Origin of the sequence: Streptomyces sp. TP-A0356, from assembly GCF_001417775.1 — a bacterium.
Classification (GTDB): Bacteria; Actinomycetota; Actinomycetes; order Streptomycetales; family Streptomycetaceae; genus Streptomyces.
On the sequence record NZ_BBZJ01000021.1, the window covers coordinates 387,023 to 400,745 of the forward strand.

The following is a 13,723-nucleotide window of genomic DNA, read 5'->3' on the forward strand; positions in this document are numbered from 1 at the left end:
CGCACCCCTACCGGGGCACCCCCGGCCTTCGCAGGGACTGCCCGAACCCGGCCGCCAGCGGCATCCGCAACCCCAGCGGCGGCGGAGCCGCCAGCGCGTCCTCCACCGGGCGGGAGAAGGTCCTTCCGAACAGCGTGCCCATCACGAAGTCCTCGGACAGCGCGTGGACTTCGGACCGGTACTGGTGCAACGCGTGCCCGTCGGAGTGCACTTCGAAGCGGCAGATGTCGCGGTTCGCCTTCTTGGCGCGCGCGGCCAGCCGGAACGACAGTTCCGGGTCCGTACGCTCGTCGTTCGTGCCGTGCACGATCAGCACCCGCCGTCCCACGAGCTGCTTCACCGGTTCGGGCGACGCCGCCACGTCCTCCTCGGGCAGCCAAGGGGCCAGCGAAAGCACGGAGTTGACGGCCGTGTGTCCGGCCGCGCGCAGCGCCGCCCGCCCGCCCATGCCCATGCCGGCGAGACAGACCGGCACATCCCCGTAGCGTCGTACGACCTCGTCCGCGGCCCAGGTGGCGTCCTGGGCCAGATGCGCCTCGCTGCCGTTCCAGCCCCGGTAGCGGTAGTGCACCACGTGCGCGACCAGGCCCTCGTCATGCCCCGCCCGCGCCAGTCGGCGGCCGAGTGCGCGGACGGAGGCCGTGGCCATCAGGGGGGAGGGTCTTCGGGCGGAGACCTCGTCGCCGTCGGGGAGCAGCAGCACCGCGCCGCTCACCGCCGCCGTCGGCTCCGGGCCCAGCGCCCTCCCCAGCCGGGCCCTGCGAACCGGCGTCGCTTGGTGTGCCATAACAGAACAGTGTCAGAAGCGACGGTGTACGAAACCCGTTCTGCGGGTCACCGTTGCGTATCGACGCCTCGCCGCACTTCGATATCTACGCGCGTAGGGGCTATGGTGCGGAAATGACGAGCCAGCACCAGAACACCCCGAGCTGGGATCAGATCCGCCGGGCGCCCAAGGTCCTGCTGCACGACCACCTCGATGGGGGTCTGCGCCCCGGCACGATCGTCGAACTCGCCCGTGAGACGGGCTACGCACACCTCCCCGAGACCGATCCGGACAAGCTCGGCGTCTGGTTCCGCGAGGCCGCCGACTCCGGCTCCCTGGAGCGTTACCTGGAGACCTTCTCCCACACCGTCGGCGTGATGCAGACCCGCGAGGCGCTCGTGCGCGTGGCCGCCGAGTGCGCCGAGGACCTCGCCGAGGACGGCGTCGTCTACGCGGAGGTGCGGTACGCGCCCGAGCAGCATCTGGAGGCCGGGCTCAGCCTGGAGGAGGTCGTCGAGGCGGTCAACGAGGGCTTCCGGGAGGGCGAGCGGCGGGCGAAGGCGAACGGCCACCGCATCCGTGTCGGCGCCCTGCTCACCGCCATGCGGCACGCGGCCCGCGCACTGGAGATCGCCGAACTGGCCAACCGGTACCGGGACCTGGGGGTGGTGGGCTTCGACATCGCCGGCGCCGAGGCCGGTTACCCGCCCACCCGGCACCTGGACGCCTTCGAGTACCTCAAGCGCGAGAACAACCACTTCACCATCCACGCCGGCGAGGCCTTCGGGCTGCCGTCCATCTGGCAGGCCCTGCAGTGGTGCGGGGCCGACCGGCTCGGGCACGGGGTGCGCATCATCGACGACATCCAGGTCCTCGAGGACGGTTCGGTCAAGCTCGGGCGCCTCGCCTCGTACGTACGTGACAAGCGCGTCCCGCTGGAGCTGTGCCCGAGCTCCAACCTCCAGACCGGTGCCGCCGACTCGTATGCCGAACACCCGATCGGACTCCTGCGGAGGCTGCACTTCCGTGCCACGGTGAACACGGACAACCGTCTGATGTCGGGGACGAGCATGAGCCGGGAATTCCACCACCTGGTCGAGGCTTTCGGATACACGCTCGACGACATGCAGTGGTTCTCGGTCAATGCTATGAAGTCAGCATTCATCCCTTTCGATGAACGACTCGCGATGATCAATGACGTCATCAAGCCCGGATATGCCGAGTTGAAATCCGAATGGCTGTTCCAGCAGACCGCCTCCACCAGCGGCTCTGCGGGATCCGAGCGCTGACGGAATTGCTCTTGAAGCGGCCGGGAGACGATGTCCCGGCCGCTTTCGGGTGTTTGCGGAGCCCGGCCGCGCGTGTTTACGGTTCTGGACTGCTCACCCCCCGTCATCGGATCCAAGGACGCATCCACCATGAAGCAGTCTGCTGCCAAGACCCTCGGTGTCGCCGCCCTCGGTGCCGCCTTCGCCGCCGCGGGCGCGGGCGTCGCGAGCGCGGCCCCGGCCGTCCCGGACGGCGCCGGGCTGGACACCGTCACCCAGGCGCTGCCGACGGGCGACGTCACCAAGGTGCTGCCGCCCGGCACGGGTGATGTGCTCGGCCAGGGACAGAACGCGCTCGGCGGGGCGGTGGCCGCCACCCGGCCCGTCGCCGAGAGGGCCGTCACCGGTGGCCCGGCCGCACCCGCCGCCGGACTGCTCGGCGGACTGCCGGTCAAGGGACTGCCCGCGCACGGCCTGCCGGTGAACGGAACCCCGCTGGTCTGAGACGACCCGGCCCGTACGACGCCGATGGGCGCCCCGGACCGGGGCGCCCATCGGCGTGTGGATGCGGCAGCCGGCCGCACCCGTGGTCACCAGGCCGTGCGGGCGTCCGTCTTGTCCTCCGACGGGAACAGGATCCACAGCGCTATGTAGAGCAGGAACTGCGGTCCGGGGAGCAGGCACGACAGCAGGAAGATCACACGCATCGTGGTCGCGGAGGTGCCGAAGCGCCGTGCCAGCGCTGCGCACACTCCGCCGATCATCCGTCCATGAGTGGGGCGGGCCAGGGCGGTCATGGTGGCTCCTTCGCGAACCGTGGGCGGGAATCGGCTCCCGGCGGCTGCCGGGACCCCGGTCGGCGCCGATGTCCTCGACGCTGTCGATGTCGATGTCGCTGTCGTCGCTGCCGTCGATGTCCTCGGCGTTCTCGGGCGTTCTCGACGTTCGTTGTCGACGTTCGTTTCTCGGCGTTCTCGACGTGATCCACGCTACGGGGACGAAGCGGGCGAAGCGTCACTCTACGGAGCCATCCCGACCCTGGGAATCGTCGGGGTCCGACCCTGAGACGGCTCCTCCCGCGGCAGGGCCGTCCGGCTGCGCGACGCGGCCCGGCGGCGGAGCCGGAGCCGGGCGGCGGGTACGACCAGGAGATGGGCCAACGCCACCCCGGTCGTGTTGAGCAGGACGGCGTCGATGTCCACCACCTGTCCCGGCACCCCGGTCTGCAGCAGTTCGATACCCAGCGAGATCAGGCTGCCCGCGGTGACCGTACGGGCCAGCGAGGCGAGCGGCGAGACGACCAGCCGCCCACCGGCCATCGGCAGCAGCACTCCGAGCGGTGCGAGCAGCGCGAGCCGCTCCCCGATCCGGCGGGCGGCCTCCTGCCAGCCCAGCGCGAGATCGGCTCTGATACCGGCGAACGGATGGAGGTTGGCGGGCCTCACCCAGGGCACGTCCAGCGGGCGCAGCGTGATCCAGGCGACGAGCGCGAGGTGTGCGACCAGGAGGACACCCCCTGCCACACGGACGCGGATCACGGCGCTGCCGCCGTTTGAGCCTTGACGCTGCACGCCCCCCTAGACGCGGGGCCCGGCACGATCGGTTCCGCCGCGCGGCGCGGCGCATGAGGGGGACACATGGCCGAGCGCCGAGCGCCGAGCGCCTGGCGGGCGGCCGGGACCGCGCCGGTTCAGGCGCCGAGTGCCTCGGTCGAGGGCGGTGTCACGGTGCCCGGGCGGGAACGCACCTCGCTCGTGCACCGGTAGCGGCGCAGCGGCCGGTCCTGCGGGCCGCCGAGCACGACGGTCCCGTCGTCGGTGGCGGTCGCCTCCGAGTCGGCGAAGGTGCAGACGATCTGCGCGAGGGCGAACGAGGTGAGGTCCTGCGGACGGACGCTCAGCCGGAACGTGCTCTCCGGATCCTTGCCGCGCGGCCCGCTCACCCTGATGCCGCCGGTGACGTCCGTCGTGTAGCCCGCCTGCTTCTGCGGGGCGGACGGCTTGGCGGCGAGCTGGTCGAGCAGTCCCTGTGCCACCAGCACACGGCGCCGCGCCTCGGCCGTGCCGTCGGGTATACGCACGAAACGGTCGACCGTCACCAGCTGCGCGGCGCACAGCATGAAGACCTGGACCGGTATGCCACGGCCGGCCTGCGTGGACACGTCGGCGCCCGGCAGCGCGCAGGGCATCCGGGAGGGGGCGGGGCCGAAGTCCGTGGGCACCTGGGTGGCCCGGATGCCACACCCGGCCAGCAGCGCGGCCAGCAGCGGGACGGCGAGCAAGCAGCGTCCGCCTCGTAGGGTCATCGGGCGTTCTCCTCGGTGCCGTTCCCGTTCCGCGTCTCCTCCGCGATCAGCGGCGACGCGTCGCGCGGCAGGCGCAGCGTGAACACCGCCCCGCCCCCCTGCGCGTTGGCGGCCGTGATCCCGCCGCCGTGGATGTTCGCGTTCTCCATGGCGATGGACAGGCCGAGGCCGCTGCCCTCGGAGCGCGGACGCGAGGCGCTCGCCTTGTAGAAGCGGTCGAAGACGTGCGGCAGGACGTCCTCGGGGATGCCGGGGCCGTGGTCCTGCACCTCGATGAGGAGCTCCTCGCCCTCCTCGCGCACGCGGACGCGTACCGGCGAACCGCCGTGCTTGAGCGCGTTGCCGATCAGGTTCGCCAGGATCACATCGAGGCGACGCGGGTCGAGGCGGGCCATCATGCCGCGCTCGGCGTCCAGCTCGACGGCGTCCAGCCAGGCGCGGGCGTCGATGCACGCGGTGATCTGGTCGGCGATGTCCACGTCGTCCAGGACCAGCCGGGCCGTGCCCGCGTCGAAGCGGGTGACCTCCATCAGGTTCTCGACGAGGTCGTTGAGCCGCCGGGTCTCGCTGACCACGAGCCGTACGGCGGGCTCGATCATCGGATCGATGCCACCCGTCTCCGCGTCCAGCTCCTCCTCCAGGACCTCGGTGACGGCCGTGATCGCCGTGAGGGGCGTGCGCAGCTCGTGCGACATGTCCGCCACGAATCGGCGGGAGGCCTCCTCCCGGGCGCTCATGTCCGCGACGGTCTTCTCCAGGGACTCGGCGGCGCTGTTGAACGTCCGGGACAGCTCGGCCAGCTCATCGGTGCCGGACACACGCAGCCGGGTGTCCAGCTTGCCCTCGCCCAGGCGCCGGGCCGCGATGCCGAGGCGGTGCACCGGCTTCAGCACGGTCGTGGCGGCGGCCTGGGCGAGCAGCGCCGAGCCGATCAGTGCGAGACCGGTGGCGATACCTAGGGACCAGGCGAGCGAGTCGAGGTCCTTGGCCTCCGGCTCCAGGGACTTGCGCATGTAGCCGGCCGGGCCGCCGCCGATCACCTTCGCCCCGCCCACCAGGTACGGCTTGTCGCCCTCGACGACGCGCTGCCAGTACAGGTGGTAGGGGGACTTGTTGGCCGACGACACCGCCTGCTGCCTGTCGACCGCCTTGCGCAGGGACTTCGGCACGTCCTCCAGCGTGAAGGTGTCCAGGGCGGAGTTGCCGGCCACGGTCCTGCCGTGCTCGTCCTGCGCGACCAGCAGCACGCTGAAGTGCTGGCTGCTGTTGGCCATCTGCCCGGCGGCGTGCTGCAGTTCGTCCTGCGTCGGATGCACGGGCAGCGAACTCGCCCGGTTCTGCATCTCCTGCTGGAAGTCGCGCAGCACCGAGTCCTGGGTGCGGGTGAGCACGGCCTCGCGGTTGAGCCAGTACGCGATGCCGGACGCGGACACGGCGGCGGTGAGCGCGACGAGCCCGAACACCACCACAAGGCGCAGTCTGAGGCTCGTGAAGCGCAGTCGCGACAGTACGGCCTTGCGCGCCGCGGCCCAGCCGCGGAGTCCCCCTTGCGGATCGGTCACTGAGGCGCGTCCAGCCGGTAGCCGACGCCGCGGACCGTGCGGATCAGCGTCGGGGACGACGGTACGTCCTCGACCTTGGCGCGCAGCCGCTGCACGCACGCGTCGACGAGCCGTGAGTCGCCCAGGTAGTCGTGCTCCCACACCAGCCGCAGCAACTGCTGCCGGGACAGCGCCTGTCCGGGCCGCCGGCTCAGCTCCAGCAGCAACCGCAGTTCCGTCGGGGTGAGTTGCAGGTCATCGCCGTTCTTGGTGACCGTCATCGCGGCCCGGTCGATGACCAGGCTGCCGAAGGTCGCCGAGTCGCTGGCCTCGCGCTCGCCGCGGCGCAGCACGGCCCGGATCCGGGCGTCGAGCACCCGCCCCTGCACCGGCTTGACGACGTAGTCGTCGGCGCCGGACTCCAGCCCGACCACGACGTCGATGTCGTCACTGCGCGCGGTCAGCAGGATGATCGGCAGCTGGTCGGTGCGCCGGATGCGGCGGCACACCTCGAACCCGTCGATGCCGGGCAGCATGACGTCCAGCACGATCAGATCAGGCCGCTGCTCGCGCAACAGCTTGAGACCGTCCTCGCCGGTGGCAGCGGTGGCCACCCGGTGTCCCTGGCGCGTCAAAGAGAGCTCCAGGGCCGTCCGGATGGCGTCGTCGTCCTCGATCAGCAACAGGGAAGGCACGGGGGCCATTCTGGCCCATGCCATGGCCGTCTTTCGACTGCTGGAGCGCTCCCACGCCTGTTGCCCGTCCTCGGACCCGATCACCGTCACGGATGCGTAGCCGTACGACTCTTCTCCGTCACCATGCTGTGAGGTGGCTGCGGACGACCCCTGTGACAGGTCTGTGACAGTCGACGGACACGGCCATGAAGTCGCCCCGGCAGAGTTTTCGGCACAGGCAAGGAAGCAAGTCGAAGACCGGGACTCCACGACGGGGGGCGCGAGATGAACACGCTGCACGGCACCAGCACCAGCGCAGTGGTCACGCGGCTGCACGACGTGACCCGGGGTTCGGAGAAGTCCGGTACCGGTGGCGGTACCACCCTGCTCGAGCGGAGCCGAGAGCTTGGGGGAGGGCGGGGGTGCGCTCGCGGCACCGGGCGTCAGCACACCGGCTATATGACGGTGGTTGACGCTCACACGGGGGAAGCTCACGGGGGAGCCGCGTACGGGGAGGCCTCGGGGGAGCGCCGCTCGGCGACGGAGGCGGAGTTCACCGCCTACGTCGAGGAGCGCCGCGCCTCCCTGTACGCAACCGCCTATCACCTGACCGGTGACCGCTTCGAGGCCGAGGACCTGCTGCAGAGCGCCCTGTTCTCGACGTACAAGGCGTGGGACCGGATCACTGACAAGGCCGCGCTGGGTGGCTACCTGCGGCGGACCATGACCAACCTGCACATCAGCGCGTGGCGCCGCCGCAAGCTGAACGAGTACCCGACCGAGGAGCTGCCGGAGACCGCCGGCGACACGGATGCGATGCGCGGCACCGAACTGCGCGCCGTCCTGTGGCAGGCGCTCGCCCGGCTGCCGGAACTCCAGCGCACCATGCTGGTCCTGCGCTACTACGAGGGCCGCACGGACCCGGAGATCGCGGAGATCCTCGACATCAGTGTCGGCACGGTGAAGTCCAGCATCTGGCGGTCGCTCCGCCGGCTGCGCGAGGACGAGGTCCTCAGCTTCGGCCGTGACGAGGAGGAGTCCTTCGGGGAGCTTGTCGCCTGAGGGATCGGGGGGATACGGGGGAACACGGGGGAGCGGTACCGGGGGAGGAACACGGGGGAATCACGGGGTCACGGGGGACCACGGGGGAAGTGCCGCCACGGGGGAAGCACGGCGGTGCGCAGGAGAGCGGGACTGGGGGGCCGGGGGGTCCATCCAGTCCCGTTTCCCGTTCTGCCGTCCTGCCGTCCTGTTCTCTTCTGCCGTCCTGCCGTCCTGCCGTCCTGCCGTCCTGCCGTCCCGTTCTCGTTCTGCCGTCCCGCCGCTCGCGGGACTACGCCGCGATGCTCACCGACGCTCGCCGGCCCGCCGCGGCTGCCGCGAGCCGGCTCAACGCTTCGTCCCGGTCGCAGGCGTACGCCCCAAGGCCCGTCTGGCGGGCGACGATCGACCGCTCCGCGCGCATCAGCCGCCAGCCGCGGCGCAGCAGGAACGGGACCGACTTGCGGCCCTCCTCGAGGTCGCGCGCGAAACGGCGGCGGAACGTGGTCAGCGGCCCACGGGTCAGGCACAGCGCGTCGGCCAGGAGGCCCGCTTCACGGCAGCGCCCCACGAGTTCGGCGGCGAAGACGCCCTCCGCGACGAACACCGGCGTACGGTCGATGTGCAGTGTCTCCTCGCCGGTACGCGCGCTGAGCGCGATGTCGTACACGGGCACCGTCGTGCGGCCCGTGGCGCACAGTTCGGCGATGGCCGCGACCGCGGCGTCCGCGTCCCACGACCGCGGATCGTCCCAGTCGATGTCCGAACTCCCCTCCACCAGCGGCAGGGTGGGGTCGTCGCCCTCCTTGTAGAAGTCGTCGAGCCGCAGCACGGGCAGGCCCGACAGGGCGGCGACGAGGGACTTGCCGGATCCGGAGGGGCCGCAGAGCAGCACGACGCGGGCGGGGGCCGGAGGATGGAGACTCACGAGACACCAGTCTGACGCATCCCGGGCACTGTGCGGACCCCGCGGGTCGGCGTTGGAGCAGACATCACACCTCAACTACTGTGCGTGTCGACATGATTACGCTCAGCAGTGAAGAGGTGGCAGCAGCCATGGCACGACACGCCTACCCCAAGTCCCCCACCGCCCGGCGCACCGTTGTCGCGCTCGCGACCGCGGGTGCCGCACTGGGGGCGGGCGCGGCCACGGCCTCGGCGGACAGCGCCCCGGTCCTCGACGTGATGCGCACCCGGCCCGCGTCGCTGGGCGACGCGGACCCGCAGGCGGGGCTGCCGGCGCTGACGGGGGCCGTGGGACATGTCACGGGCCCGCTCGCGGGCCTCAAGCCCAACCCGCTGGCGGGCACGGGAGCCGATCCGCTCGACAACGGCGTCGCCACCCAGATCGCCGACTTCAAGCCCCTGTCGTCGCAGACCCTGACCCGGCCGGTGGCCCAGGCGCAGTCGCTCGGCAGCGTGCCGGTGGTCGGGCGGGTACTTCGGGCGACCCGCTGACCGTCGCCCGAACGGGTGGCTCTGACGGCCTCCACGACGAAGAGCCGCGCTTCCCCCGGACGGCGGGGAAGCGCGGCTCTCCTGTCCCGGGGAGGCCTCAGTAGGACGAGCCGGAGGCGCCCAGCGAGCCCGTCGGGTGCCAGACCGTCTTCGTCTCCAGGAAGGCCGTCAGGCGCTCGATGCCCGGTGCCGCGAAGTAATCCACAGGCTGTGGACGCAGTACGCGCTTCAGGTTGTCCGCCGCGGCGACCTCCAGCTCCTTCGCCAGTACGTCGTCGGCGCCGGCCAGGTCGATCGCGTTGACGTCCTGGTGGGCGGCCAGCGGGGCCGCGATCTCCGCCGTTCGGCCCGAGAGGACGTTCACCACACCGCCCGGCAGATCGGAGGTGGCCAGGACCTCGCCGAGGGAGAGGGCCGGCAGAGGACACCTCTCGGCGGCGATCACGACGGCCGTGTTGCCGGTCGCGATCACCGGGGCGATCACCGAGATCAGGCCCAGGAAGGACGAATCCTGGGGGGCGAGGACCGCGACCACGCCCGTCGGCTCGGGCGTCGACAGGTTGAAGAACGGGCCCGCGACCGGGTTGCCGCCGCCGACCACCTGGGCGATCTTGTCGGTCCAGCCCGCGTACCAGACCCAGCGGTCGATCGCCGCGTCGACCTGGGCGGCGGCCTTGGACTTCGACAGCCCCTCGGCCTCGGCCACCTCGCGCACGAACTGGTCTCGGCGGCCCTCCAGGATCTCCGCGATGCGGTAGAGGATCTGTCCCCGGTTGTACGCCGTCGCGCCCGACCAGGCGCCGAACGCCTTGCGGGCGGCCACGACCGCGTCCCGGGCGTCCTTGCGGGAGGCCTGCGGGGCGTTGGCCAGCCATGTGCCCTTGGAGTCCGTCACCTCGTACACCCGGCCGCTCTCGGAACGCGGGAACTTGCCGCCCACGTACAGCTTGTAGGTCTTGAAGACAGAGAGTCGCTCTTCCAGCTTCCCGAACCTCTCGGGCTTATCGGACATCGAGGTATGCCTCCAGGCCGTGGCGACCGCCCTCGCGGCCGAAGCCCGACTCCTTGTAGCCGCCGAAGGGCGAGGTGGGGTCGAACTTGTTGAACGTGTTGGACCAGACGACACCCGCGCGGAGCTTGTTCGCCACCGCCAGGATGCGGGAGCCCTTCTCCGTCCAGATGCCGGCGGAGAGGCCGTACTGGGTGTTGTTGGCCTTGGCGACGGCCTCCTCCGGGGTGCGGAAGGTGAGGACCGACAGCACCGGGCCGAAGATCTCGTCGCGGGCGATGGTGTGCGCCTGGGTGACGTTGGTGAAGAGCGTCGGCGCGAACCAGTAGCCGGAGGACGGGAGTTCGCAGGCGGGCGACCAGCGCTCGGCGCCCTCCGCCTCGCCCTGCTCGGCGAGCGCGGTGATCCGGGCCAGCTGCTCGGCGGAGTTGATCGCGCCGATGTCGGTGTTCTTGTCGAGGGGGTCGCCCAGGCGGAGGGTCGAGAGCCTCCTCTTGAGGGACTCCAGGAGCTCGTCCTGGATCGACTCCTGGACCAGAAGGCGGGAGCCCGCGCAGCAGACCTGGCCCTGGTTGAAGAAGATGCCGCCCACGATGCCCTCGACGGCCTGGTCGATCGGGGCGTCGTCGAAGACGATGTTGGCGCCCTTGCCGCCCAGTTCGAGGGTGAGCTTCTTGCGGGTGCCCGCGACCGTGCGGGCGATCTCCTTGCCGACGGCCGTGGAGCCGGTGAAGGCGACCTTGTCGACGTCCGGGTGCGCGACCAGGGCGGCGCCCGTGTCGCCGTATCCCGGAAGGATGTTGACGACGCCCTTGGGCAGGCCCGCCTGACGGCAGATGTCGGCGAAGAAGAGTGCCGAGAGCGGGGTGGTCTCCGCGGGCTTGAGGACGACCGTGTTGCCGGTCGCGAGCGCCGGGGCGATCTTCCACGCCAGCATCAGGAGGGGGAAGTTCCAGGGGATGACCTGGCCGGCCACGCCCAGCGGCCGCGGGTTCGGCCCGAAGCCCGCGTGGTCGAGCTTGTCGGCCCAGCCCGCGTAGTAGAAGAAGTGCGCGGCGACCAGCGGCAGGTCGGCGTCGCGGGTCTCCTTGATGGGCTTGCCGTTGTCCAGCGTCTCCAGGACCGCCAGTTCGCGGCTGCGCTCCTGGATGATGCGAGCGATACGGAACAGGTACTTGGCGCGCTCCGAGCCGGGCAGCGCCGACCACTTCTCGAAGGCCCTGCGGGCGGCCTGCACCGCGCGGTCGACGTCCGCCTCCCCTGCCTGGGCGACCTCGGAGAGGACCTCCTCGGTGGCCGGGCTGATCGTCTTGAAGACCTTGCCGTCGGCCGCGTCGGTGAACTCGCCGTCGACGAACAGGCCGTACGACGGGGCGATGTCGACGACGGAGCGGGACTCGGGCGCCGGTGCGTACTCGAATGCGGAAGGCGTGTTTTCCATGTTCATGGGGTCTCAGTCCACCGTCACGTAGTCGGGGCCGGAGTAGCGGCCGGTGGCCAGCTTCTGACGCTGCATCAGCAGATCGTTCAGGAGCGAGGAGGCGCCGAAGCGGAACCAGTGGTTGTCCAGCCAGTCCGCGCCGGCGGTCTCGTTGACCAGCACGAGGAACTTGATCGCGTCCTTGCTGGTGCGGATGCCGCCGGCCGGTTTCACGCCGATCTGGACGCCGGTCTGCGCCCTGAAGTCTCGTACGGCCTCCAGCATGAGGAGGGTGTTGGCCGGGGTCGCGTTGACGGCGACCTTTCCGGTCGAGGTCTTGATGAAGTCGGCACCCGCCAGCATGCCGAGCCAGCTGGCGCGGCGGATGTTGTCGTACGTCGAGAGCTCGCCCGTCTCGAAGATGACCTTGAGGCGGGCGTTCGTCCCACAGGCCTCCTTCACGGCGACGATCTCGTCGTACACCTTCAGGTACCTGCCCGCGAGGAACGCCCCGCGGTCGATGACCATGTCGATCTCGTCGGCGCCCGCGGTCACGGCCTCGCGCACGTCCGCCAGCTTGACGTCGAGCGCGGCACGGCCCGCGGGGAAGGCGGTGGCAACGGACGCGACCTTCACGCCGGAGCCCGCGACGGCCTCCTTCGCGACGGCCACCATGTCCGGATAGACACAGACGGCCGCCGTCGTGGGGGTCGCAGGGTCCGTCGGGTCGGGATGGACCGCCTTCGCGCCGAGCGCCCGGACCTTGCCCGGGGTGTCCGCGCCTTCCAGCGTCGTCAGGTCGACCATCGAGATGGCGAGGTCGATGGCGTACGCCTTCGCGGTGGTCTTGATGGAACGGGTGCCGAGCGAGGCGGCGCGCGCCTCCAGGCCGACCGCGTCGACGCCGGGCAGCCCGTGGAGGAAGCGGCGCAGCGTGCTGTCGGACGCGGTGACGTCCGTGAGTGCGTGTGCAGCGGGTGCAGAGGTGGGCATGGTCACCAGCCGAGCATATCTACGCGCGTAGCGGCTGTACAGCCCCGGGAGGCTCCGGATGCGGGCCGGACCACGGGTGGGCCGCGCGGGCCACGGTTGCGTATCTGTTACGGGCCCCCTCGCGCCGGTCGGGCAGAATCGGGTCCATGACGACCCCCGATCACCAGCCACCCGCTGCCGGCCGCTCGGCACCCGAGTCCCGGGACCGGATCTACCGGTCGCCCGCCGGTATCGCGTCCGGAGTGCTGCTGCTCGCCCTCGCGCTCTGGCTCGGCATCGACGCGCTGGTCTCGGGGCACGGCCGCCTCCCCTGGCTGGCGCTCGCCGGGATGATCCTGGTCGTCCCGCTGCTCACCGCCTTCACCCTCCGCCCGGCCGTGTACGCGAACGAGGAGCGGCTGCGCATCCGCAACCCGTTCCGGGTGATCGTGCTGCCCTGGGGGTCGGTCGCCCTGCTCCGCTCCGGGTATTCGAACGAGGTCGTCACCACGTCCGGCGCGAAGTACCAGCTGTGGGCACTGCCCGTCTCGCTGCGCGCCCGCAAGAGGGCGGCCCGGCAGCAGAGCCGCGCGGCGCAGGCCGATGGCGCGGGTGGCCGGGGCCCCCTGGCCTCCCTGGCGCTGCCGCCGATGCCGGACGGGCCCGTCCGCGCCCCGACCGACCAGATCATGGACGACCTGCGCACCCTGGCCGAGGCGCACGAGAAGTCCGACCAGCCCCAGGGCGAGCCGACGGTCCGCTGGGCGTACGAGGTCCTGGGCCCGGCGGCGGCGGGCGCGGCACTCCTGGCGATCCTGCTGGCGATGGGCTGACCGGACGGTCAGTACTCCGCACCCGGCCCGCCTCCGGCGGACCGCGCTCCCCTTCCTTGCCTAGTGCTGTGGCCGGAAAGGTTTGCCGGGAAGCTCGCGGCGTCCGGTGCGGTGCATCGCAAGGCGGAGCGTCGCCCGCGTACTGGATGTACTCGGGCGATGCGACAACGCGGCGAGGTGCCGTGCCGGGCGTCGCGAGCCGGTGAACCTTTCCGGTCGCAGCACTAGAGGTAGCCAAGGGACCGTCCGCGAGGGCGACCCCGACCCCGGGCCCGGGACCGACCCCGGGGCCCACCCCCACCGGGACGCCCTCCGGCGGCCGAGCAGCGCCCACCCCTGCGGGGACCACCCCTGCCTCCGCGCCGCCGACCGACACCCCGGGAAGCCCCACGCCCACGGGGTCCCCCACCGAGACTCCCCGGCCCACCCCCTCGCA

15 protein-coding genes are annotated in these 13,723 nt (G+C 71.3%); 5 read left to right on the forward strand and 10 right to left on the reverse strand.

From position 1 onward, the window contains the following. Positions 1 to 7: 7 nt before the first annotated feature. Positions 8 to 787, reverse strand: coding sequence for a dienelactone hydrolase (locus ASC56_RS22655; RefSeq protein ID WP_055493321.1), 780 nt, complete (start codon positions 785 to 787; stop codon positions 8 to 10). A 113-nt stretch (positions 788 to 900) separates the two neighbouring features. Between ASC56_RS22655 and ASC56_RS22660 the strand changes: the two genes are divergently transcribed. Together ASC56_RS22660 and ASC56_RS22665 are read left to right on the forward strand one after the other, a co-directional pair. Beyond that, on the forward strand, positions 901 to 2,055 hold the full coding sequence (locus tag ASC56_RS22660) for an adenosine deaminase (protein ID WP_055493322.1): 1,155 nt from the start codon (positions 901 to 903) through the stop codon (positions 2,053 to 2,055). A 129-nt stretch (positions 2,056 to 2,184) separates the two neighbouring features. Then, on the forward strand, positions 2,185 to 2,538 hold the full coding sequence (locus tag ASC56_RS22665) for a hypothetical protein (RefSeq protein WP_055493323.1): 354 nt from the start codon (positions 2,185 to 2,187) through the stop codon (positions 2,536 to 2,538). Positions 2,539 to 2,624: 86 nt separating this feature from the next. Here the strand turns inward: ASC56_RS22665 and ASC56_RS22670 are convergent, their stop codons facing one another. The 5 genes from ASC56_RS22670 to afsQ1 all read right to left on the reverse strand — a co-directional run bounded on the left by ASC56_RS22670 (position 2,625) and on the right by afsQ1 (position 6,575). Continuing rightward, positions 2,625 to 2,831 carry a PspC domain-containing protein gene (locus ASC56_RS22670; RefSeq protein ID WP_055493324.1) on the reverse strand — a complete coding sequence of 69 codons (207 nt, stop codon included), beginning with the start codon at positions 2,829 to 2,831 and terminating at the stop codon, positions 2,625 to 2,627. Between the two features lie 222 nt (positions 2,832 to 3,053). Then, entirely contained in the window at positions 3,054 to 3,605 is a 552-nt protein-coding gene (locus ASC56_RS22675; protein ID WP_055493325.1) for a VanZ family protein, read from the reverse strand. Positions 3,606 to 3,724: 119 nt separating this feature from the next. Then, positions 3,725 to 4,339, reverse strand: coding sequence for a hypothetical protein (locus ASC56_RS22680; protein ID WP_055493326.1), 615 nt, complete (start codon positions 4,337 to 4,339; stop codon positions 3,725 to 3,727). Beyond that, on the reverse strand, positions 4,336 to 5,901 hold the full coding sequence (locus tag ASC56_RS22685; protein ID WP_055493327.1) for a HAMP domain-containing sensor histidine kinase: 1,566 nt from the start codon (positions 5,899 to 5,901) through the stop codon (positions 4,336 to 4,338). Before ASC56_RS22685 ends, ASC56_RS22680 begins: the two co-directional genes overlap by 4 nt. Next, positions 5,898 to 6,575 (reverse strand): two-component system response regulator AfsQ1, encoded by a 678-nt coding sequence (afsQ1, locus tag ASC56_RS22690; protein WP_199836043.1) that lies wholly within the window; start codon positions 6,573 to 6,575, stop codon positions 5,898 to 5,900. Before afsQ1 ends, ASC56_RS22685 begins: the two co-directional genes overlap by 4 nt. Before the next feature lie 264 nt (positions 6,576 to 6,839). On the opposite strand from afsQ1, the gene ASC56_RS22695 reads away from it, so the two are divergent. Continuing rightward, positions 6,840 to 7,616 carry a SigE family RNA polymerase sigma factor gene (locus ASC56_RS22695; RefSeq protein ID WP_055493329.1) on the forward strand — a complete coding sequence of 259 codons (777 nt, stop codon included), beginning with the start codon at positions 6,840 to 6,842 and terminating at the stop codon, positions 7,614 to 7,616. A gap of 271 nt (positions 7,617 to 7,887) precedes the next feature. Here ASC56_RS22695 and ASC56_RS22700 read toward each other — a convergent pair whose 3' ends face one another. Further along, positions 7,888 to 8,523 carry a uridine kinase gene (locus tag ASC56_RS22700; protein WP_234377020.1) on the reverse strand — a complete coding sequence of 212 codons (636 nt, stop codon included), beginning with the start codon at positions 8,521 to 8,523 and terminating at the stop codon, positions 7,888 to 7,890. Between the two features lie 128 nt (positions 8,524 to 8,651). Between ASC56_RS22700 and ASC56_RS22705 the strand changes: the two genes are divergently transcribed. Next, positions 8,652 to 9,053, forward strand: coding sequence for a hypothetical protein (locus tag ASC56_RS22705; RefSeq protein WP_055493331.1), 402 nt, complete (start codon positions 8,652 to 8,654; stop codon positions 9,051 to 9,053). A gap of 97 nt (positions 9,054 to 9,150) precedes the next feature. On the opposite strand, the gene ASC56_RS22710 is transcribed toward ASC56_RS22705, so the two are convergent. Genes ASC56_RS22710 through deoC form a run of 3 tightly spaced genes read right to left on the reverse strand, consistent with a single transcriptional unit; the run spans position 9,151 to position 12,475 of the window. Continuing rightward, positions 9,151 to 10,065, reverse strand: a complete 915-nt coding sequence (locus ASC56_RS22710; RefSeq protein ID WP_055493332.1) for an aldehyde dehydrogenase — start codon at positions 10,063 to 10,065, stop codon at positions 9,151 to 9,153. Then, positions 10,055 to 11,503, reverse strand: coding sequence for an aldehyde dehydrogenase family protein (locus ASC56_RS22715; protein ID WP_055493395.1), 1,449 nt, complete (start codon positions 11,501 to 11,503; stop codon positions 10,055 to 10,057). The genes ASC56_RS22710 and ASC56_RS22715 overlap by 11 nt, the downstream gene beginning before the upstream one ends. A gap of 12 nt (positions 11,504 to 11,515) precedes the next feature. Beyond that, complete coding sequence (gene deoC / locus ASC56_RS22720; protein ID WP_055493333.1) at positions 11,516 to 12,475, reverse strand: deoxyribose-phosphate aldolase; 960 nt, start codon at positions 12,473 to 12,475, stop codon at positions 11,516 to 11,518. A 146-nt stretch (positions 12,476 to 12,621) separates the two neighbouring features. Between deoC and ASC56_RS22725 the strand changes: the two genes are divergently transcribed. Continuing rightward, positions 12,622 to 13,287, forward strand: coding sequence for a PH domain-containing protein (locus tag ASC56_RS22725; protein WP_055493334.1), 666 nt, complete (start codon positions 12,622 to 12,624; stop codon positions 13,285 to 13,287). The last annotated feature ends 436 nt before the right edge of the window (positions 13,288 to 13,723 follow it).